Origin of the sequence: uncultured Sphaerotilus sp., from assembly GCF_963924895.1 — a bacterium.
Taxonomy (GTDB): Bacteria; Pseudomonadota; Gammaproteobacteria; order Burkholderiales; family Burkholderiaceae_C; genus Sphaerotilus.
Window position 1 is genome coordinate 39,327 of sequence record NZ_CAWURG010000047.1, and the last position, 20,845, is coordinate 60,171.

Genomic DNA, 20,845 nt, shown 5'->3' on the forward strand with positions numbered 1-20,845 from the left:
AAGGTGCTGGGTTACACGAAGATGACGCCCCAGAATGGATGGAACCGTTTCCAGCGCACGCTCGCCATCCCTTCGCCACCATGAACACCCACACCCGCCCGCGCCTGAACGCCATCGCCGGCCCCATCCTCGGTGAATTCCTGGTCGGCATGAGCGTGGCGATGGCCGGGCTGTGGCTGGCGTCGCAGACCTCGGACGTGGCAGCCGGCGCCTTCGGCATGACCAACCAGGTGATGGAGACACTGTTCGTGCTGTTCCGCGTGCTGGCGATCGGCGTCGGTGCGGGCATCACGCAGGCGGTGGGCGGCCAGCGGCCCGAGGCGGCGCGGCGCACGGCGCTGGTCGGGCTGGGGGCGAGCACCTGGGCGGGGGCGTTCGTGGCGGGGTGGATGCTGCTGGCCAACGGGTGGACGCTGGATGTGCTGAACGCGCCGCTCGGCGTCAGCCTGCTGGCGGCGCCCTACATGCAGGTGCTGGCGCTGGCGATGGTGCTGGAGGCCTACAACCTGACGATGGCCGCCATCCTGCGCGCCCATCTGCACGCCCGCGACACGCTCACCGTGATGCTGGTGATGCACAGCGTCCACCTGGCGCTGGCCTTCGTGCTGATGCGCGGCGTGGGCAGCTGGGACGGGCTGGGGCTCTACGGCTATGCGGTCGGGCTGATCGTGAGCCGGGTGGTCGGGCTGTTCATGCACCTGCGCTTCTGGCGCCTGCGGCTGAAGCTGGTGCCGCACCGCCGCGACTGGTGGGTCTGCCCCGTGCGCTCGCTGATGCCGGTGCTGCGCACGGGTGTGCCGGCGGCGTCGCTGGAGCTGGTCTACCGGATCGGTTTCATGATGTCGCTGGCGGCGGCGGCCAAGCTGGGTGTGCCGGCGCTGGCGGCGCAGGCCTACACGCTGCAGACGCTGAAGTACGTCGTCCTGGTGAGCCTGTCGATCGGCTGGGCCTGCGAGATCATGGTCGGCCACCTCGTCGGCGCCGGCGAGTTCCGCACCGCGCACCAGCTCGTGCGCAAGGGCCTGCGCAACGGCATGCTGGCGTCCGGCGCGCTCGCGCTGCTGGCGGCGGCCAGCGCGCCGTGGCTGATGCGCGCCTTCACCCGCGACCCGAACATCATCGAGGCAGCGCAGACCCTGCTGTGGATCGCCTTCGCGCTGGAGACCGGCCGCGTCGCCAACATCGTCGTGCTGGGCGCACTGCGGGCCACCGGCGACGTGGTGTATCCGGTGGCGGCGAGCATGGCCTCGCTGATCCTGGTGCTCGGTGTCGGCTCGGTGGTGCTGAGCCGCTACTTTGGCCTGCCCGGCATTTTCATCGCCTACGCCGCCGACGAGTGGATCCGCGGCAGCATCCTCTACCACCGCTGGACCACCCACGGCTGGGTGCAGCACGCCCGCGAGATCTACCAGCGGATGCGCACGCCGGGGGCGGAAACCCGGTTCTGAGCCCGGTGCAGCGCAGGCGGCTTCAGACCACCCGCACGCGGATCTCGCCCAGCCCGTCGATGCCGCCGTGCATCACCTGCCCATGCTCCACCGGGCCGACGCCTTCGGGCGTGCCGGTGTAGATCAAGTCACCAGGCTGCAACTCGAAGTAGGTCGAGAGGTTGGCGATCACCTCGGGCACCGACCAGATCAGCGCATTGATGTCGCTGCGCTGGCGGTCGGCGCCGTCGATCTGCAGCCAGATCGCGGCCGACGCCGGGTGACCGATGTCGGCGGCGGCATGGATCAGGCCGATCGGCGCCGAGTGGTCGAAGGCCTTGCCGAGTTCCCATGGGCGGCCCTTGTCGCGCATCTTGAACTGCAGGTCGCGCCGGGTCATGTCCAGCCCGACCGCGTAGCCGAACACATGCTGCAGCGCCTGATCGACCGGGATGTCGCGCCCGCCCTGCCCGATCGCCACGACCAGCTCGATCTCGTGGTGGACGTTGACCGACTGCGGCGGGTAGGGGAAGTCCACCGTCTGCCCCGGCGCCGCGACGACGATGCTGTTGTCGGGCTTGCAGAAGAAGAAGGGTGGCTCGCGGTCCGGGTCGAAGCCCATCTCGCGGGCGTGCGCGGCGTAGTTGCGGCCGACGCAGTAGAGCCGGCGCACCGGGAACAGCGTGTCGCGGCCGACGACCGGAACGGCCACCTGGGGTTCGGGAGGGAAGGCGTAGAGGCTCATCGAATCAGCTCCTTGAGGCGCCGATGATGTCAGTTCTGCAGCGCCCAGACCAGCCGCACCGGCAGTTCGGTGCGCTTGAGCACGTCGCCCCGCGCCTCGCCCGTCGCCAGATTGACGGCCCAACCATGGAGAAACGACAGCTGGGTGGTGTTCTCGTCGGTGCGGCCGCGCTGGATGTTGGCGTAGTTGTACTGGTTGACCGGCATCATGTTCGTGTCGATGCTGGCGGTCATCGCCCAGTGGCTCTCGGCGGGTGCGGCGGGAAACAGCGCCGGCTCCAGCCCCGGCGGTGGTCCCGACCGGTGCACCAGCCGCTCCAGCTCGTTGACCCGCGGCAGCCGCCAGGCGAATCCGTCCACCCCCTTGCGCGCAGCCGCCAGGGCCAGCGCCTGCGCATGGTTGACGCGCACCGGGCGCCCGGTGCAGGTCCGGCCATTCCAGCGCATGCCCTCCACGCAGCGCGACCACGCCAGACCCGTGTAGGGATCGAGGATCTGCGCGCCGTGGTCGGCGGGAACGAGGACCGGTGCATCGGCCGGAATGGGCGGCCCCGCCTGTGCCATGGTCGCGAACAGGACGAGCGTCAGCACGCACAGCGGCCGGCAGTGGAGCGGGAGGGTCGACATGGCCACTTCTTCGACCGATCCCCCGGAAAGCTGAACCGCACGGCCGATCAGGTCCATACTGGGTCACGCCTCCACCACACAAGGAACTGCCATGTCCAAGAGTCAGAACGGCAACAAGGAGGTCAAGAAGCCCAAGAAGGTGCAGCCGAAACCGCTGCCCGCCGGCGCCGCGCCCCCGACCATCACGGCGGCCGCTCCCCCGGTGCGCCGCAAGAAGTGACGTGTCCTGAACCAATGGGCGCCCTCCCCGGGCGTCCTGCCGCGGATCTGGCGTCCAATGGCGCCATGGAACATCCGCAGCAGCAGCCCCCGCACCACGCCCTCGACCAGCGCCTGACCGATCTCGAGATCAAGGCCAGCTTCACCGAGGACCTGGTCGACCACCTGAACCAGATCATCATCCGCCAGCAGCAGCAGCTCGACGCGCTCGCCCGCGAGGTCAGCCAGTTGCGCCAGCAGAACAGTGCCGACAGCGGCGTGCCCGTCTTCCGCAGTCTGCGCGACGAACTGCCGCCGCATTACTGATCCGACCGGAATAGCCTCGGACACGGGGACCATTTCCACCCAACAGGACCCGGCGACCGCGGCTACGCTGTGGCCCAACTGACGGGTCGAAAATGAAGCAAGATCAAGCTGCTCAAGGGGTGTTCGGTGACTACTTTCGCTACCACGGGTGGATGTCACCCGGGGTACGCTGGTTTCGCCAGTCCAGTTTCAAGGCCAAGGCGGCGGTGATCGCACTGGTCTTCCTGATTCCGCTGATCTACGCCCTCGCGATGCTCTGGAACGCCAGTGGCCAGTCGATCGCAGTGGCCCAGTCCGAACGCCAGGGGCTGGTGTATCTGCGTCCTGTCTTCGCCTTCATCCAGGAGGCCCAGGCCCGGCGCCATGCCGCCGTCCTGAGTCCGGCCAACCTCCCCGGGCTGCAGCAGCGGCTGAACGCCGCCGCCGAGCAGATCGAGCGCCAGCACCGCGCGTCCGGCGCCCGCTTCAGCGACCAGAAGGCCTACGAGGCCTTCCGGCAACAGCAGCAGTCCCTGCAACAGACGCCGGTCGCTGCTTCGCAGGACGCCACCTTCCAGGCCCACAACGACATGCTCGATGCGGCGCTGAAGCTGGCCTCCACCATCACCGACGGATCGCAGCTCAGCCTCGATCCGGATCTGGACACCTTCCACATGATGAATGTGGCGGTGCTGCGCGGCCCCCGGCAGGCCGAGAACACCGCCAGGATCAACGCGATGGGCCAGCTGATGCTGACCAACGACGATGCGCGCACCGCGCGGCACGAACAGATCGCGCAGTGGACCGCCGTGCAGCGCTTCCTCGATGACGACGTCGAGGCCTCCTACCAGGCCGGCATCCGCATCGACCCGCAGACCGACCGCCTGTTCGACATGAAGGGCACGGACGAAGCCTTTGACGCCTTTCTGTCGGCCGTCCGCCAGCAGATCATGGCAGGGCAAGCCCAAGGGGAAGTCTCGGCCTACGCCCGGCTGGGCGATGCGATCGTGGCCAAGCAGAACACGCTGAACGGGCAGATCCTGGAGGAACTCGACCGCCGCCTCCAGGCACGCATCGACCGGCTGGTGCGCGAACGGGCCCTGGAGCTGGGCGTCAGCATCCTGTTCGTGGCGATCGCGCTGTACCTGATGCTGGCGTTCTACCGGGTGATGACGGGGGGTCTCAACGAAGTGGCCGGCCATCTGAAGGAAATCAGCCTGGGCAACCTGACCACCGCGCCGCGCCCCTGGGGCAACGACGAGGCCGGACAGCTGATGATGAACCTGCGCGAGATGCAGGCCAGCCTGCGGCGAACCGTGGGTATCGTGATCGACAGCGCCACGCAGGTGCAGGCATCGAGCGACAACATCGCCTCGGCCGCGGCCGACCTGTCGGTCCGCACCGAGCAGTCCGCCGTCAGCCTGCAGCAGACCGCCGCGACGATGAGCCACATCGCCAGCACGGCCGACACAGCCGCCAGAACCGTGGAAGCCGCGACCACCAGCGTCCATGAAAATGCCAAGGTGGCCGAGCGCGGCGGGCAGGTCATCGCCGAAGTGGTCCGGACCATGGAGGACATCCGCGTCGCCTCGGTGCGGATCAGCGAGATCATCGGCACCATCGACGGCATCGCCTTCCAGACCAACATCCTGGCGCTCAACGCGGCCGTCGAGGCCTCGCGGGCCGGCGACCATGGTCGCGGCTTCGCAGTCGTGGCTTCCGAGGTGCGGGCGCTGTCCGGGCGTTCGGCGTCCGCAGCCAGGGAAATCAAGTCGCTGGTCCACTCCAGCCTCACCCAGGTCCACAACGGCACCACGGTCGTGACCGACGCGGGCCAGATCATGAAGAACATCGTCGGCAATGCCGACAAGGTCTCCCGCCTGATCAGCGACATCGCCGAAACGGCCCGCCACCAGCGCCACAGCCTGCAGCAGATCAGCACCGCCGTGAGCGAACTCGACCAGGCCACCCAGCAGAACGCGACACTGGTCGAGCAGAGCAGCAATGCCTCCGGCGAACTGGCCGAGCAGGCCCGGCAGCTCAGCAGCGAGGTCAGCCAGTTCCGTCTGGCAACGAACTGACCTGGCCGACAGGCATTCAAGTTGGCCCTCGCCGGGACGATAGTCCCCACAGTGACCATGTGCACCCAGGGATACCGACCACCATGCGCGACCACTTGCACCGCAGAACCTTCTGTCTGGCCCTGACCTGCGGCTGGGCCCTGCCCCGCGCGGGATCAGCCCAATCGCCGGACCGCCCGCTGGAGATCGGCGTGCTGCCGAACATCAGCGCCCGCGTGCTGCTGGCCCAGTACCAGCCGATGCGCGAATACCTGGCCCGCGAAACCGGCCGCGCGGTGCAGATCTCGACCGCGCCCAGCTGGCAGGCCTTCCACCAGAGCACCCTCGCGCTGGGCTACGACGTGGTCGTCACCGGCGCGCACCTGGCCCGGCTGGCGCAGCTCGACCGCGGCTACGTGCCGCTGCTGTCCTACCTGCCGAACATGAAGGGCCTGCTCGCCTACGCCGGCAGCCGGCCGATCCAGCGCATCAACGAACTGGGCGGGCAGACGCTGGTGCTGTCCAACCCGCAGTCGCTGGTCACCTTCCGCGGTCTGCAGTGGCTGGCCGAGAACGGCCTGCAGCGCGAACGCGACTACCGCACCATCAACACCCCCACCGACGACAGCGTCGGCAACGTCGTGCTGCGCGGGGACGCGACGGCGGCGATGCTCAGCGGCGGCGAGTTCCGGGCGATGCCGGAAGCGGTGCGCGCGCAACTGCAGATCCTCACCACCTTCGCCGAGGTGCCCGGCTTCATCGTGATGGCCAGCCCGCGCCTGCCGGCCGCCGACACGCAGGCGATCCGCCAGCACCTGCTGCGCTTCGCCACCAGCAGCGACGAAGGCCGCCAGTTCTTCGAGAAGAGCGGGTTCACGGCCATCCGCGAGCCGGCGCCCGGCCTGATGGAATCGATGGACCCCTACGTCAGCGCCACCCGGCGCGCGCTCACGCCAGCGGGATGACACGCCGGTTCTGGTCCGGCTGGTCGCTGCGCACGAAGCTGATCACCGCGGGCGGACTGGTCCAGCTGGCCGCGGCGGCCGTGCTGCAGCTCGGCAGCATCGGGCTGCTGGAACGCACCTTGAGCGCGCAAGCCGCCGACCAGACCCGCCAGGTCGGCACCTTGCTCGACCAGGCCATCGCCGCACCGCTGGCCCAGCGCGACTACGCCACGCTGCAGCAGACGCTCGACCTCGTGCGCAACGACGATCCGATCCGCTATCTGGTGCTGCTGGACCACCGCGGCAAGCTGGTGGTCGCCTCGGGCTGGGAGCCGAACCGGCCACTGCCCCCGCGTGACCAGGGCCGGATCGACCTCGACCGCGCCGACACGACGCTGCATCTGGAAGTGCCGATCGTGCTGGCCGACCAGCCGCTGGGCCGGATCGAACTGGGCCTGTCGACCGAGCGCCTGCGCGAGGCGCGCCATGCCTTTCTGCGCCATAGCATGGGCATCGCGGCGGCGGCGCTCGCGCTGTCGATGGCGGTGTTCGCCGCCATCGCGTTCGCGATCACCCGCCACCTGGCGCGGCTGGCCAGGGCGAGCCAGCAGGTGGCCGCTGGCGACTTCGACGTCAGCGTGCCGGTCGTCACGCAAGACGAGATCGGCCGGCTCGGCGCCAGTTTCAACACCATGGCCGCGACGATCAAGCAGCGCGTGGCCGCGCTCGAAGACAGCGAACACCGCCAGCACCTGCACCTGATCGCCGCCCGCGAGGAGCAGGCCCGGCTCACCACGCTGCTCGGCGCGATGCGCCACGGCATCCTCTTCGTCGATGCGCAGCAGCAGATCCTCTACGCCAACGCCGCGTTCTCGCAGCTCTGGGCCGTGCCGGGCGTGCTGGCCGGGCAGCGGCTGGACGATCTGGTGCCGCTGCTGCACCACCGGGTCATTGCCGCGGATGCCCTCCACCTGGACGCGATGCGCCAGACCACCGGCCGCAGAGACGCCACCGTGCGGGAACTGCGCACCGTGGACGGCCGCCTGCTCGTCCAGCGCTGCCAGTCGGTCACCGAAGGCAATGCCGCGAGCGGCTGCCTCTGGTTCCACGAGGACGTGACCCTCGAGCGCCAGGCGCAGCAGCACGCCTGGGAGGCCGTGCACGATGCGCTGACCGGACTGCTGAACCGGCGCGGACTGCACGAGGCGCTGGAGCGCACGCTGTCGCTCGCCGCACGGGACAGGGCGCCGGTCGCGCTGATGTTCATCGACCTGGACGATTTCAAGCGCGCCAACGACCTCGGCGGCCACCGCACCGGCGACGAGATCCTGGTCGCCGTCGCCCGCGCGCTGTCCGCGCAAACCCGGCCGGGCGACACCACCGCGCGGCTGGGCGGCGATGAGTTCGCCGTGCTGTGCCCCGGTCTGCCGGCCGAACCGGCGGGCCACCTGGCCGGGCGCCTCGTGGCCGCGGTCGAGCACCTGCGCTTCACGACGGCGTCCGGGCTGGTGCTGCAGGTGGGCTGCAGCATCGGCATCGCGCTGAGTCCGCTGCACGCCCGGTCCGGCGAAGAGCTGGTGGCCTGCGCCGACGGGGCGATGTACCGCGCCAAGCAGCGCGGCAAGAATGGCTGGGTGCTCTGCGGCGATGAACCGACTCAGACCCGCTCGACGATCAGCGCGATCCCCTGACCCACCCCGATGCACATCGTGCACAGCGCATAGCGCCCGCCAATGCGGTGCAGCTGGTTCACCGCCGTCGTCACCAGCCGCGCACCGCTAGCGCCCAGTGGGTGTCCCAACGCGATCGCGCCACCGTTCGGATTCACCCGCGCGTCGTCATCCGCCAGCCCCAGGTCGCGCAGCACCGCCAGCCCCTGCGCCGCGAAGGCCTCGTTCAGCTCGATCACGTCCATCTGGTCGAGCGTCAGCCCGGTCAGTGCCAGCACCTTGCGGGTCGCGGGCGCCGGGCCGAAGCCCATGATGCGCGGTGCGAGTCCCGCCGTCGCCATGCCGACCACGCGGGCACGCGGCGTCAGGCCGTAGCGGGCGGCGCTGCCCTCGCTGGCCAGCAGCAGCGCGCACGATCCGTCGTTCACCCCCGACGCATTGCCCGCCGTCACCGTGCCGTCCGGCCGCACCACGCCCTTGAGCCTGGCCAGCGATTCGAGGCTAGTCTCGCGCGGGTGCTCGTCCTTGGTGACGAGGACCGGATCGCCCTTCTTCTGCGCGATGCTGACCGGGGTGATCTCGCTGTCGAAGACACCCGCCTGCTGCGCCTTCACCGCGTTCTGCTGCGAGCGCAGCGCCATGCGGTCCTGCGCCTCACGCTCGATCTTGAAGTCGGTAGCGACGTTCTCGGCCGTCTCGGGCATCGAGTCCACGCCGTACTGCGCCTTCATCAGCTTGTTGACGAAACGCCAGCCAATCGTGGTGTCGTAGACCGCGTTGTTGCGGCTGAAAGCGGATTCGGCCTTGGGCATGACGAAGGGGGCGCGGCTCATGCTCTCCACGCCGCCGGCGATCATCAGGCCCGCTTCGCCCGCCCGGATCGCCCGCGCCGCAGAGCCGACCGCGTCCATGCCCGAGCCGCAGAGCCGGTTGATCGTGGCGCCTGGCACCTCCATCGGCAGCCCAGCCAGCAGCGCCGACATGCGCGCCACGTTGCGGTTGTCCTCGCCGGCCTGGTTGGCGCAGCCGTAGAGCACGTCGGTGACCACGGCCCAGTCGACGTTCGGGTTGCGCGCCATCAGCGCACGGATGGGCACCGCGCCCAGGTCGTCGGCGCGGACGCTCGACAAGGCACCGCCGTAGCGGCCGAAAGGGGTGCGGATGGCGTCGCAGATGTAGGCGTGGGTCATGGTGGTGTGTCCGGATCAGGTCAGGTGCGGTTGAGGTCGAACAGGCTGGTGGCTTCGAGGTCGAGCACCTCGGTGTCCGCCTGGTTGAAGAGCTGCCAGCGCCAGCGCAGGATGCCCAGGTGTGGCTGGCTCGCCGAGCGGCGCGTCTCCAGCACCGTGGCGCGCACGTGCAGCGCATCGCCCGGGCGGACCGGCTGTTTCCACTTCAGGTAGGCCAGCCCCGGCGAGGCGAAGGATTCCGAGCCGGCCAGCGCCGCGTCCGCCACCAGCCGCATCGCGATGCCGCAGGTGTGCCAGCCGCTGGCGATCAGGCCGCCAAAGGGGCCTTGCGCCGCGGCATCCGGGTCGGTGTGGAACCACTGCGGGTCGTAGGCACCAGCGAACTGCAGCACCTCGGCCTCGGTGACGTGGTACGGGCCGGCCTCGATGACCTGCCCGGGGAAGAATTCGGCGTATTTCATGCTGTTTGGGTGCGGCGCAGCCAGGGGCTGACGCGGTAGCGTTCACCCCGGTACTGTGCGTCCAGCGCCTCCAGCAGCGCGATCACCTCGGCGACGCGCCAGCGCGCCAGCCACTCGAACGGCCCCGCCGGGTAGTTGACGCCGAGCTTCATCGCCGCATCGGCGCCGGCGGTCGAGCACACGCCCTGCAGCACCGCGTCCGCGGCTTCGTTGACCAGCATCGCCACCGTGCGCGCGACGACCAGCCCCGGCGCATCCGCCAGCGCCAGCGGTGTGAAACCCAGTGCCGCCAGCCACGCCGCAGCCTGCCCGCGCCACGCCGCAGACGCCCCCCCAGCCACCGCATAGGCCAGCGCCGCACCCGCCGCCACCGGCAGCACCATCGGCCGGTCGAACACCGCCACGTCGCGGCAGCCCGTGTCGGCGGCGACCTGCGCGGCGCAGCGGCCGTCGGTCAGCATCAGCCGGGCGCCATCGATCTCCAGGCCGGTCCAGCCGCTGTCGGTCACCCGCGCCGGCCCCCAGCCTTGCGCCGACAGCGCGGCGGTGGCCGACTGCTCCAGCGCATCAGCGATCGGGCCCGTGCCGTGCACCGTGACCTCGCCCGCCGTGTTCGGCGCCTCGTGCACGGCGACGGGCAGCGCCGTGCCGTCGTTCGGGTAGGCATAGAAGCCGCGGCCCGACTTGCGTCCCAGCAAGCCGCCATCGACCATCTCGCGCTGCACCAGCGAGGGCACGAAGCGCTTGTCGAAGAAGTTCGCCTCGTACACCGACTGCGTCACCGAGAAGTTGGTGTCGTGGCCGATCAGGTCCATCAGCTCGCACGGACCCATGCGGAAGCCCGCCGCGCGCAGGCAGGCGTCCAGCACCGCGGGGGTGGCCGCCTGTTCGAGCAGCAGCGCCAGCGTCTCGGCGTAATACGGCCGGGCGATGCGGTTGACGATGAAACCGGGCGTGGACTTGGCGTGCACCGGCGTCTTGCCCCACACCTTCGACAGATCGAAGATCGCCTCGGCGACGGCCGGCGCGGTCTGCAGCCCGCTGACGACCTCGACCAGCTTCATCAGCGGCACCGGGTTGAAGAAGTGCATGCCGACCAGGCGCTCCGGGTGCGCCAGCCCGTTGGCGATGGCGGTGACCGAGATCGACGAGGTGTTGGTCGCCAGCACGCAGTCGGCAGCGACGATGCCCTCCAACTGCCTGAACAGCGCGCGCTTCACATCGAGCTTCTCGACGATGGCCTCGACCACCAGCCGCACCGGCGCCGCTTCCTCGATCGCCGTGACGGGCGTGATGCGCAGGAGCGTCTGCGCGACCGCCTCGGCCGTCAGCTTGCCCTTGGCGACGAGCGTGTCGAGGCTCTTGGAAAGCTTGGCCTTGGCTTCGATGGCGGCGCCTTCGCGGGCGTCGTGCAGCAGCACCGGGTGGCCGGCCTGCGCCGCCACCTGGGCGATGCCGGCGCCCATGATGCCGGCGCCGATGACCAGCATCGGAGCGAGGCTCAAAGGAGGAATCGAGGTCATCGTCGTGGTCGTGGTCGTCATTGGGGAATCCAGTTGGCGGGCCGCTTGCCCAGGAATGCCGCAAAGCCTTCGCGGGCCTCGTCGGTGCCGCGCACGCGGGCGATGGTCTGCGCGGTGAGTTCGCGCACCTCGGGCGTGATCGGGCCGACCTCCAATTGGCCGAACAGCGTCTTGATCTCGCGCTGCGCGTTCGGGCCGCCGGCAAGCAGCTCCTTCACGGTGGCGTTCACCATGGCGTCGAGCGCGTCGAGCGTTGTCACCTGCTGCACCAGCCCGATGGCAAGCGCCTCGGCGGCGGCGATGCGCGTGGTGGTCAGCGCCAGCCGCAGCGCGTGGCGCTTGCCGACCGCGTTGGTGACATAGGGGCCGATGACCGAGGGCAGGATGCCGAACCTGGCCTCGCTGACCGAGAAGCTGGCGTTGTCGGCCGCGATGGCGATGTCGCACGCGCACGCCAGCCCCACGCCGCCGCCCAGCGCCGCGCCCTGCACCCGCGCCACCGTCGGCTTCGGGCAGGCTTCGATGCGCGCCAGCATCCCGGCGAACTTGCGGGCATCAGCAACGTTCCACTCGACCGAGGCGGTGCTGGCGCGCTGCATCCACTGCAGGTCGGCACCCGCGCTGAAGTGCTTGCCCTCACCCGCCAGCACGACCACGCGCACGCTGTCGTCAGCGGCGAGCCGGGTGAAGGCGGCGTCCAGCTCGGCGATCATCTGCTCGTCGAAGGCATTGAACACGGCCGGGCGGGCCATCGTGACTTGGGCGACGCCGGGTTGGCGGGAGGTGATGGACAGGGTGGTCACACGAATTCCTTGTGGTCAATCGGTCAGTCAGGCGATCAGTTACTCGGCATCACCGCCGATGTCCGGCAGCCGCTCGATCTCTGCGGCCAGCACCTCGATGCTCGGCAACGCCTGCGCCACGGCATCCGGCAGCGCGGTGCGGTAGGTCGATACCCCCATCGGCGTCTGCACGCCCCGCAGGGCGTACTCGACCATCGTCTTCTTCTTGCTCTTGCAGAGGATGAGTCCGATGGTCGGGGCATCGTGCGCGGGGTCGCGCACGAGGTCGTCCACCGCCGCAAGGTAGCCATTGAGCTGGCCGGTGTACTCGAACTTGAACTCGGTGTTCTTGAGTTCGATGACGACGTAGCAGTGCAGTTTGAGGTGGTAGAACAGCAGGTCGATGTAGAACTCGTCGCCCTCGATGTCGAGCTTGTACTGGCTGCCCACGAACGCGAAGCCGACGCCCAGCTCGATCAGGAAATCCCGCAGGTGCTGGATCAGTCCCTTTTCGATGGCGCGCTCATTGGTGGCGTCCGTGAGTCCGAGAAAGTCGAAGGCGTAGGGATCCTTGAGCAGGTCGCGGGCCAGATCCGATTGCGGCGCCGGGAGCGTGCGCTCGAAGTTCGTCTGTGCAGCGCCGAACCGTCGGTGCGCCTGGGACTCGATCTGCATCTCCAGGATCGAGCGGCTCCAGCCATGCTCCGTGGTCTTCTTGATGTACCACTCGCGGGTGGGCCGGTCCTTGATCTTCTCAATCAGGAGGCAGTTGTGCTTCCATGGAATTTGGTCACCAGGCTGGTGACCAATTGAGCCATCCGGCCACGCCTCTGCGTACATGGCCATGTACTTGAGGTTCGTGAGCGACAAGCCCTTCATGTCCGGGAACTCGGACCGCAGGTCTTTCGCCAGTTGCTCCAGCACCTTGGTGCCCCAGTGCTGGGTGGCACGTCGGGCAACGATCTCCGAGCCGATCCGCCAGTACAGGCGAATCAGCTCGCTGTTGACCGCCAGACTCGCCTTGATGCGGGCTGTGCGGATCTGCTCCTTGAGCGACTGGAGCCATTGGACATAGTCCGGGGGAGCCATGGAGTGCATATCGGAGCGCGGAGCAGGACCAGAAAGGGCGTATTGTCGACCGATCGGTCGGCCAATCAATACGGGATTTGCCGCAGATCAGTAGGTTTCCAGGTGCAGCCGCCCCTGCGCCTTGAGCGCCGCGCCGACCGTGTCCCAGTTCATCCCCGCCTGCGTCGCCAGATCACGCAGCGCCAGCACGACGCCCTCCTCCATCGCCTTCAGCCCGCAGACGTAGAAGTACGCGTTCGGATCGCTCAGCAGCGGCGCCAGATCCGCGGCGCGCTCGCGCAGTGCGTCCTGCACGTAGCGTTTGGGCTTGCCGGCTTCGCGCGAGAAGGTGAAGTTGATGTCGATGAAGTCCTTGGGCAGGGTCTGCAGCGGGCCGAAGTACGGCAGCTCCGCCTGGGTGCGGGCGCCGAAGAACAGCACCAGCTTGCCGCCCTCGAACTTGCCGCTCGCCCGCAGCCGGCGCCGCCATTCGGTCATCGCGCGCATCGGGGCCGAGCCGGTGCCGGTGCAGATCATCACGAGGTGCGACTTCGGGTGGTTCGGCATCAGGAAGCTGGTGCCGAAGGGGCCGATCACCTGCACCTTGTCGCCGACCTGCAGGTCGCACATGTAGTTGCTGCCCACGCCGCGCACCGGACGGCCCTGGTGGTCCTCCAGCACGCGCTTGATGGTCAGCGAGACGTTGTTGTAGCCGGGGCGCTCGCCGTTGCGCGGGCTGGCGATGGAGTACTGGCGGGCGTGGTGCGGCTTGCCGTTGGCGTCGACGCCGGGTGGGACGATGCCGATCGACTGGCCTTCCAGCACCGGGAAGGGCATCGCGCCGAAGTCGAGCACGACGTGGTGCGTGTCGTAGTCGCTGCCGGCGTGCTGGCCGACCTCGGTGACGCGCACATTGCCGACCACGGTCGCGGTGACCGACTTCTCGGGCGCCTTCGGGCCGTAGAGGTTGGTGTAGGCGTGGGCCGCGGACCAGGGCGGCAGGGTGGCGCCGTACTGGGCGCTGTTGAACGCGGTCGAACCATCCGCCGCCGCGGGCAGCGAGACGGTGGCCGGCGCCACATCGGCCGTGGCGCCATCAGCCACGCCCGCTTCGGCGAGCTGCTCGGGGCTCAGCTCGGCGGGCAGCTCATCCCACTCAAGCTGCACCTCGGGCGTGTAGGCCAGCACACGCGGCATCACCCGCCAGTTGTCGATCGAGCCGGTCGGGCATGGCGAGATGCAGTCCATGCACAGGTTGCATTTGCCCGCATCGACCACGTAATTGCGGTCATCGTGCGTGATCGCGCCCACCGGGCAGATCGCCTCGCAGGTGTTGCAGCGGATGCAGATCTCGGGGTCGATGAGGTGCTGGCGAATGACTGCGGTGTCGGCCATGTCCATGGGGGTGTCTCCAGATCGTGAAGAAGGGCCCCGCGGGGCCCTGTCAGCATGTGCAATGCCTTGTACGCAGCCAGTATCGCCGGCCGCGTCGGGCTTGAGGATCAGTTGAAACGCACGTAGTCGAAGTCCACCGGCTGGCGGTTGATGCCCATGACCGGCGGGGCGATCCAGTTGGCGAACTTGCCCGGCTCGGCGACACGGCCCATCAGGCTGGCCACGAAGGCCCGGTCACCGCCCGAGGGCAGCCACTGGTCGACCATGGCATTCCACTCGGCGTCCGACACCACGCGGCCGTCCGGCGCGACCTTCACGCCCGACAGCGAGCCGATGTTGCGGTGGAAGGCCTTGTGCGGCACGGTCAGGCGGGTCGGGATGCCCGCCTTCTCCAGCACCTTGTTCCAGCGGCCAACGCCGGCCATCGAGTCCTTGATGTAGTCGTCGCGCAGCACTTCGTTGAGCGCGTTGAGCATCGGGACTTCCTTCTCGACGAGCTGCCCGCCGCGCACTTCCAGCACCTTGTAGGTCTGGCCGCGCAGCTGGTGGTCGTCGACGCGCTTGCCTTCTTCGTAGCGGCCCTTCAGACCGGTGCTGTAGAAGGTCGCGGCGTTGCTCGACTCGTCGGCACCGAACAGGTCGATGGTGACGCTGTAGTGGAAGTTGATGTAGCGCTGGATGGTCGGCAGGTCGATCACGCCGGCCGCACGCAGCTTGCCCACGTCGTCGGTCTTCAGCTCGTTCATCACCTGCGCCGTGCGGTTGAGGACGCGGCTGATGCCGGACTCGCCCACGAACATGTGGTGCGCTTCCTCGGTCAGCATGAACTTGGTCGTGCGGGCCAGCGGATCGAAGGCGGACTCGGCCAGCGCGCAGAGCTGGAACTTGCCGTCGCGGTCGGTGAAGTAGGTGAACATGAAGAAGGACAGCCAGTCCGGCGTCGCTTCATTGAAGGCACCCAGGATGCGCGGGTTGTTCTCGTCGCCCGAGCGGCGCTCCAGCAGCGCCTCGGCTTCTTCGCGGCCGTCGCGGCCGAAGTGCTTGTGCAGCAGGTAGACCATCGCCCACAGGTGGCGGCCTTCCTCGACGTTGATCTGGTACAGGTTGCGCAGGTCGTACATGCTCGGTGCGGTCAGGCCGAGGTGGCGCTGCTGCTCGACCGAGGCCGGCTCGGTGTCGCCCTGCGTGACGATGATGCGGCGCAGGTTGGCGCGGTACTCGCCGGGCACGTCCTGCCAGGCCTTCTCGCCCTTGTGGTCGCCGAAGTGGATGGTGCGGTCGGTTTCACCGGGGTTCAGGAAGATGCCCCAGCGGTAGTCGCGCATCTTGACGTGGCCGAACTGCGCCCAGCCCTGCGGGTCGACGCTGACGGCGGTGCGCAGGTAGACCTCGCTGTTGGTCGAGCCTTCCGGGCCGATGTCGTCCCACCAGTTGATGAAGTTCGGCTGCCACTGCTCCAGCGCGCGCTGCAGGGTGCGGTCTTCGCTCAGGTTGACGTTGTTGGGGATCTTCTGGCTGTAGTCGATGCTGCTCATGTCGGTTCCTTGAAGTCGTTCCGAAAGTGGTGCCGATTCAGACGCGGTTCCAGTCGAAGGCGGCCTTGTCGCCCTTGCCGTAGACCTTCAGTGCGCCCTTTTCGCCGACGGCGTTGGGACGCTGGAAGATCCAGTTCTGCCACGCGGTCAGGCGGCCGAAGACGCGCGTGAACATGTTCTCGGGGCCATTGAAGCGCAGGTTGGCTTCCAGGCCGGTGAGCGCGTCCGGGGACATCGACACGCGCTCCTCGATGGCGATGCGGACCTCGTCGGCCCAGTCGATGTCGTCCGGGTTCGACGTGACCAGGCCGAGCGCGAAGGCGGCGTCGGCGTCCAGCGCCTGACCGGTCGCGGCGCGCACGGCGTCCATCGCCGGCTGCTCGTCGTAGAAGCGGCGACCCAGGCGGCTCTGGCCGGTGACCATCGGGAAGCGGCCGAAGTTGGCCTCGCCGACGGTGATCTTCGGCGCGGCGGCCTCGTCGTCCGGCAGCGCGAGGTGGTAGCTGCGGTCACAGGCCAGCGCCAGCTCCAGGAAGCTGCCGGCAAAGCACGAACCCGGCTCGATCAGCGCGAACAGGCTGCGCGAGGAGACATCGAGGCGGCTGAACGTGCGGCGCAGCAGGCCGGTGGTTTCGCGCACCAGCCAGTGGTTCTGGTGGGCGGCCAGCGTGGCGTCCATCGCCAGCACGTCGGCGGCGTCGCCCGAGGTCTTGATGAGCCAGGTACCGATCTCCAGCTCGTTGGTGCGCATCGACAGGATCGCGTCTTCCAGTTCGCGGGCCATTGCCAGCGGGTACCAGGCGGCGCCAGCGGCTTCGATGCCGGCGATGTCGGTCGGCTGCGCGCCGGTCGGGGCCTTGACGGTCCAGGTCGCGGTGCGCTTGCTGCGGTCGATCTCGACGGTCACGTTGGCGTAGCGCAGCGCGTCGGCTTCGACCGTGCGCTCGACCTGGGTCAGCGTGACGCCCTTGCCATCGGCGGGGCGGTCGCTCTGCGCGGCGAGTTGCAGCGCGCGTTCCTGCACCGTGGCCGCGAACTGCGCCGGCTTGACGATGTCGTCCACCAGACGCCAGTCCTTGGCCTTCTTGCCACGCACACCTTCGACGCTGGTGCAGAACAGGTCGGCGAGGTCGTGGCGCACCTTGCGCTTGTCGGTCACGCGGGTCAGGCCACCCGTGCCCGGCAGCACGCCCAGCAGCGGCACTTCCGGCAGCGACACGGCGGACGAGCGGTCATCGACCAGGATGATCTCGTCGCAGGCCAGCGCCAGCTCGTAGCCGCCGCCAGCGCAGGCGCCGTTCACCGCCGCCAGGAACTTCAGGCCCGAGTTCGCCGAGGAATCTTCCAGCCCGTTGCGCGTCTCGTTGGTGAACTTGCAGAAGTTGACCTTCCACGCATGGCTCGACACGCCCAGCATGAAGATGTTGGCGCCCGAGCAGAACACCTTCTCCTTCGCGCTGGTCACGACGACCGTGCGCACTTCCGGGTGCTCGAAGCGGACGCGGTTGATCGCGTCGTTCAGCTCGATGTCCACGCCCAGGTCGTAGCTGTTGAGCTTGAGCTTGTAGCCGGGGCGCAGGCCGGCGTTCTCGTCGAAGTCGGCGGCCAGCGTGGCGACAGCACCCTCGAACGACAGCTTCCAGTGGCGGTAGCGCGTGGGGTGGGTGCGGTAGTCGACGGCGGAGGGGGCGGCAGCAACAGCGGCATCACTCATGGGACAGGCTCCAGAGGCGAGACGCACGAGGGTGCATCTGGGGTGTTCGGGTGGGATCCGGTGGATCAGTGAATGCATGATATTGCATGTCATGACGTGGCGCAATGCATTCCAGTGCGTGTTGCGAGGGATGTCGGGCAAATTCGGGTAAATACGGAGAGTTGCCACGGGTTATTGCTTGATTTATAGTTGATTACTCAAACATAACGAAAGCAAATCCATGTCCGATGCCCCGCTCCCCAGCACCTCGCTGGAACTCTGCCTGCGCCTGACCCGCGCCTACGCCGTGCTGACCCGCCGGCTCGACAACAAGCTCTCCAGCGTCCACGGCCTGAGCTTCAGCGACTTCATGGTGCTGCACAACCTCGCCCGCGCCGAGGGCGCACGCCTGCGCCGCATCGACCTGGCCGAGCGCATGGGGCTGACCGCCTCGGGCGTGACGCGCACGCTGCTGCCGCTGGAGAAGATCGGGCTGGTCGGGCGGGAGTCCGATCCGCGCGACGCCCGCGTCGGCTATGCGACGCTGACCCCCACCGGGCAGGAACTGCACGGCTACGCGCTGGCCTCGGCCGAGGCGATCTGCCAGGAGGCGACGCAGGCCGTGCCGGAGGACGCGCTGGCGGCGACGGTGGACTTGCTGGGGCTGCTGGCGGGGATCAATCTGTCGAATGCTTGAGTGTCAGCGTCGCTTCAAGTTGCTTCAAGTCGCGCTGGGGTTCAGCCGCAGCATCAGCGTCATCGGGTGGACGGGCGAGGCCTGGAAGCCGTAGTGCTCGTAGAACTGCCGCGCACGCTCGTGCAGCGCATGGACCAGCAAGGCCCGCACCCCGGCGTTCCGAGCCACACCTTGTGACCGCAGCACGGCGTCCTGCAGCAGCGCCGCGCCCACCCGGCCGCCCTGCGCACGCCGATCCACCGCCAGCCGGGCCAGCACCATGACCGGCACCGGGTCCGGCATGTTGCGCCGGACCGCGCTGGTTGCCACCTCATGGGCTAGCGCGCCGGCCGCCAGTGCGTAATAGCCGCGCACCACGCCGTCGAGATCGGTCACGACAAAGGTGCGACTGGCTCCGCTCAGGTGATTGGTCAGCGCCCGGCGCCGGAGCCATTCGTCCAGCGAAGGCTCCCCGCAATCGAACGCCGTCAACTGGTGGGTGGTGTCCAGCGGCTGAGGGGCGGACAGCGCCTGCATCAGTCGCCCGCGCGGGTGGGCCAGGGCGCCTGCACGGCCATGAGGCGTTCCAGACCGGGATTGGCGACCGGCGGCGCGTCCAGCCAGGCGGTGAATTGCTGAAACTTGTCCTCGTCCAGGCGGAAAAAGACCTGGTCCAGCACCACCGCCTGGGCGCGCTCGCACGCCGCCTCCAGCATGAAGTCAGAGCGGTTCTTGCCCAGCAGGCTCGCGGCATGGTCGATCAGGTCGCGCTGCTCGGGCAGCGCGCGCAGGTTGATGGCGGCATCACGCATGGGCTTCTCCAGAAAATGGCTACACAACAGCTATACAGCGCCAAAGCATAGAAACCTGTGTAGCGGATGTCAACACAGCATGGCCGCCCCTGCGCCTCACCGCCGCTCGATCACCTGCAACTCCTTCGCATACCCGATCAGGTACTCGGCGCTGAAGCGCGCCTTCTGCCCCGGCGCCAGCGTCTGCGTCCAGGCGACGACACCCGGCTGGTCCTGCCAGTCGCCGGGCTGCGGCGCGGGGGTGAACTGGCGGGTGACGGTGATCTTCTCGTCGGTGCTGACCGGCGTCGATTCGAGCACCTCCAGCGTCACCGGCGTGCGACGACGGTTCTCGACCTCGACGAGGCGGCCGACCCGGCGCTCGGTGCGGTTGCCGATGAAGCCGGCGCTGGCGGTCTGCTGCGTCACGGGCAGGTTCTGCACGCGCACCAGCTCGTCGCGGCCGAAGGACAGCGCGATCTGCGCGCGTTCGCCGGTGCGCCAGACCGAGCGGCCGACGACCTGCGTGCCGCGCACCAGTTGCAGGCTGCCGTCGGGCCACACGCCGTCCGGCCGCGCCACCTCGGCGATGAGCCACGCGCTCGGGTCCGACTGCGGCACGGTCTGCACCTTGACGCGCGCCGGCCAGCGTTGGCTGCCGAGCGCGAAGGCCACCCGCTGCCCGCCGCTGCGCACATCGACCTTGCCCGGCACCTCGAACTCGGTGGCGAACTCGCCCTGGCGGACCTGCACGGCGAAGTCCAGCGGCTCGGTCGCATCACCGGCATCGGCCCGCTTGGCACTGGCCAGCATCGCCATCTCCGGTGCCGGGGCCATCGCCAAGGCGCGCGGCGCCGGGACGGGCATCGGCGGACGCGGTGAAATCTCCCAGCGCCGCGGCGCCGGCCCGCTGGTGGCCGACTGCGGCGAGCCGGTCGACAGCCGCAGCGCCACGCCGGACCAGTCCTCGCCCGTGCTTTGGCTGACCTGCGCCTGGCGCTCCATCTCGACCACGGCAGCGGTCGCATCCAGCGTGGCGCGGTAGGCCGGCGCCCAGGTCGGGCCGGGTGTCTGGTACTGCAGGCGCAACTCGGCTTCGGCCGTCGCCTGCAGCTGGATGCGCAATTGACGCACCTCGCCGCCGCCGGGCTGCTGGCGCTCGCGCTCGGCCTTCAGCGGCGCGAGTTCCTGCTCCAGCTTCTCGCGCTCGCGTTGCAGGCGGTGCTGCTGCTGATAGGCGTCCAGCCCGGTCCGCTGCACCAGCGACAGCGTGGCCGCCAGCGAGCCGCCCGGTGCCGCGGGTGCCCGGGCAGCCCCGTCCGCCGGCGCTCCAAGCCCTTTGAGCAAGCCCAACACCAGCTCCTGCGAGGCGTGTTCAGCGGTCAGGCCAGCGATGCGGTCTTCCAGCGCCGTGATGCGCCCATCCAGCGGACTGGCGGTGCAGGCGGTTTGCTCGGCGCGCGGGCGGTTGGTCGCAGTCACCGGACCGATCCGGACAGCGGCATCGCCCTCGACGCGCAGCGAGGCCATGTCGAATTGCGGGCTCAGGCAGTTCAGCACCAGCTCGCGGGCACCCGCCGGCACGCGGGCCGTGCGCTCGACGACGGCCGTGCCGGGGTAGACGGTGACCCGCGTGATGCGAGAAACCGCGTCAGCGGCGGACGCCACGCACGGCAGGCCGATCAGCGCCCCCAAGGCCAACAAGAGGGGGGCAATGCGCGATCGACGGGGCATGGGGGTGTCTCCGGACAGTGG

At 68.9% G+C, this 20,845-nt stretch carries 20 protein-coding genes; 7 read left to right on the forward strand and 13 right to left on the reverse strand.

What is annotated here, in order from left to right:
- The first annotated feature begins 80 nt into the window (after positions 1–80).
- Positions 81–1,448, forward strand: a complete 1,368-nt coding sequence (locus tag AABN02_RS17325) for an MATE family efflux transporter (RefSeq protein WP_338416157.1) — start codon at positions 81–83, stop codon at positions 1,446–1,448.
- Positions 1,449–1,470: 22 nt separating this feature from the next.
- Here the strand turns inward: AABN02_RS17325 and AABN02_RS17330 are convergent, their stop codons facing one another.
- Together AABN02_RS17330 and AABN02_RS17335 are read right to left on the reverse strand one after the other, a co-directional pair.
- On the reverse strand, positions 1,471–2,172 hold the full coding sequence (locus tag AABN02_RS17330; RefSeq protein ID WP_338416158.1) for a fumarylacetoacetate hydrolase family protein: 702 nt from the start codon (positions 2,170–2,172) through the stop codon (positions 1,471–1,473).
- Positions 2,173–2,201: 29 nt separating this feature from the next.
- Positions 2,202–2,798: a DUF1566 domain-containing protein gene (locus AABN02_RS17335; protein WP_338416159.1), complete on the reverse strand. Its 597-nt coding sequence runs from the start codon at positions 2,796–2,798 to the stop codon at positions 2,202–2,204.
- A 91-nt stretch (positions 2,799–2,889) separates the two neighbouring features.
- Here AABN02_RS17335 and AABN02_RS17340 point away from each other — a divergent pair, with 91 nt between their 5' ends.
- From AABN02_RS17340 to AABN02_RS17360, 5 genes are all read left to right on the forward strand, one after another.
- Complete coding sequence (locus tag AABN02_RS17340) at positions 2,890–3,018, forward strand: hypothetical protein (protein WP_338416160.1); 129 nt, start codon at positions 2,890–2,892, stop codon at positions 3,016–3,018.
- 65 nt (positions 3,019–3,083) lie between these two features.
- Positions 3,084–3,323: a SlyX family protein gene (locus AABN02_RS17345; protein WP_338416161.1), complete on the forward strand. Its 240-nt coding sequence runs from the start codon at positions 3,084–3,086 to the stop codon at positions 3,321–3,323.
- Between the two features lie 152 nt (positions 3,324–3,475).
- Positions 3,476–5,383 (forward strand): methyl-accepting chemotaxis protein, encoded by a 1,908-nt coding sequence (locus AABN02_RS17350; protein ID WP_338416162.1) that lies wholly within the window; start codon positions 3,476–3,478, stop codon positions 5,381–5,383.
- Positions 5,384–5,466: 83 nt separating this feature from the next.
- Positions 5,467–6,327 (forward strand): PhnD/SsuA/transferrin family substrate-binding protein, encoded by an 861-nt coding sequence (locus AABN02_RS17355; RefSeq protein WP_338416163.1) that lies wholly within the window; start codon positions 5,467–5,469, stop codon positions 6,325–6,327.
- Positions 6,324–7,997 carry a diguanylate cyclase gene (locus AABN02_RS17360; protein WP_338416164.1) on the forward strand — a complete coding sequence of 558 codons (1,674 nt, stop codon included), beginning with the start codon at positions 6,324–6,326 and terminating at the stop codon, positions 7,995–7,997. The genes AABN02_RS17355 and AABN02_RS17360 overlap by 4 nt, the downstream gene beginning before the upstream one ends.
- Here AABN02_RS17360 and pcaF read toward each other — a convergent pair.
- The 8 genes from pcaF to boxC all read right to left on the reverse strand — a co-directional run bounded on the left by pcaF (position 7,964) and on the right by boxC (position 17,644).
- The gene (gene pcaF, locus AABN02_RS17365; RefSeq protein ID WP_338416165.1) at positions 7,964–9,166 is read right to left on the reverse strand and encodes a 3-oxoadipyl-CoA thiolase; all 1,203 of its coding nucleotides are present in this window, start codon (positions 9,164–9,166) and stop codon (positions 7,964–7,966) included. The genes AABN02_RS17360 and pcaF overlap by 34 nt on opposite strands.
- A 20-nt stretch (positions 9,167–9,186) precedes the next feature.
- Positions 9,187–9,627, reverse strand: coding sequence for a MaoC family dehydratase (locus AABN02_RS17370; protein ID WP_338416166.1), 441 nt, complete (start codon positions 9,625–9,627; stop codon positions 9,187–9,189).
- On the reverse strand, positions 9,624–11,171 hold the full coding sequence (locus AABN02_RS17375; protein WP_338416167.1) for a 3-hydroxyacyl-CoA dehydrogenase: 1,548 nt from the start codon (positions 11,169–11,171) through the stop codon (positions 9,624–9,626). Before AABN02_RS17375 ends, AABN02_RS17370 begins: the two co-directional genes overlap by 4 nt.
- The gene (locus tag AABN02_RS17380; RefSeq protein ID WP_338416193.1) at positions 11,168–11,959 is read right to left on the reverse strand and encodes an enoyl-CoA hydratase-related protein; all 792 of its coding nucleotides are present in this window, start codon (positions 11,957–11,959) and stop codon (positions 11,168–11,170) included. The genes AABN02_RS17375 and AABN02_RS17380 overlap by 4 nt, the downstream gene beginning before the upstream one ends.
- 33 nt (positions 11,960–11,992) lie before the next feature.
- Positions 11,993–13,021 carry a PDDEXK nuclease domain-containing protein gene (locus tag AABN02_RS17385; RefSeq protein ID WP_338416168.1) on the reverse strand — a complete coding sequence of 343 codons (1,029 nt, stop codon included), beginning with the start codon at positions 13,019–13,021 and terminating at the stop codon, positions 11,993–11,995.
- An 87-nt stretch (positions 13,022–13,108) separates the two neighbouring features.
- Positions 13,109–14,401, reverse strand: coding sequence for a benzoyl-CoA 2,3-epoxidase subunit BoxA (gene boxA, locus AABN02_RS17390; RefSeq protein ID WP_338416169.1), 1,293 nt, complete (start codon positions 14,399–14,401; stop codon positions 13,109–13,111).
- 101 nt (positions 14,402–14,502) lie between these two features.
- On the reverse strand, positions 14,503–15,930 hold the full coding sequence (gene boxB / locus AABN02_RS17395) for a benzoyl-CoA 2,3-epoxidase subunit BoxB (RefSeq protein WP_338416170.1): 1,428 nt from the start codon (positions 15,928–15,930) through the stop codon (positions 14,503–14,505).
- Positions 15,931–15,967: 37 nt separating this feature from the next.
- Entirely contained in the window at positions 15,968–17,644 is a 1,677-nt protein-coding gene (boxC, locus tag AABN02_RS17400) for a 2,3-epoxybenzoyl-CoA dihydrolase (protein WP_338416171.1), read from the reverse strand.
- Positions 17,645–17,864: 220 nt separating this feature from the next.
- On the opposite strand from boxC, the gene AABN02_RS17405 reads away from it, so the two are divergent.
- Positions 17,865–18,320, forward strand: coding sequence for a MarR family transcriptional regulator (locus AABN02_RS17405; RefSeq protein ID WP_338416172.1), 456 nt, complete (start codon positions 17,865–17,867; stop codon positions 18,318–18,320).
- A 24-nt stretch (positions 18,321–18,344) separates the two neighbouring features.
- Here the strand turns inward: AABN02_RS17405 and AABN02_RS17410 are convergent, their stop codons facing one another.
- From AABN02_RS17410 to AABN02_RS17420, 3 genes are all read right to left on the reverse strand, one after another.
- Positions 18,345–18,839, reverse strand: a complete 495-nt coding sequence (locus AABN02_RS17410) for a GNAT family N-acetyltransferase (protein WP_338416194.1) — start codon at positions 18,837–18,839, stop codon at positions 18,345–18,347.
- Complete coding sequence (locus tag AABN02_RS17415; RefSeq protein ID WP_338416173.1) at positions 18,836–19,111, reverse strand: DUF1778 domain-containing protein; 276 nt, start codon at positions 19,109–19,111, stop codon at positions 18,836–18,838. Before AABN02_RS17415 ends, AABN02_RS17410 begins: the two co-directional genes overlap by 4 nt.
- Positions 19,112–19,207: 96 nt before the next feature.
- Positions 19,208–20,824 (reverse strand): DUF4139 domain-containing protein, encoded by a 1,617-nt coding sequence (locus tag AABN02_RS17420; RefSeq protein WP_338416174.1) that lies wholly within the window; start codon positions 20,822–20,824, stop codon positions 19,208–19,210.
- Positions 20,825–20,845: the final 21 nt, after the last annotated feature.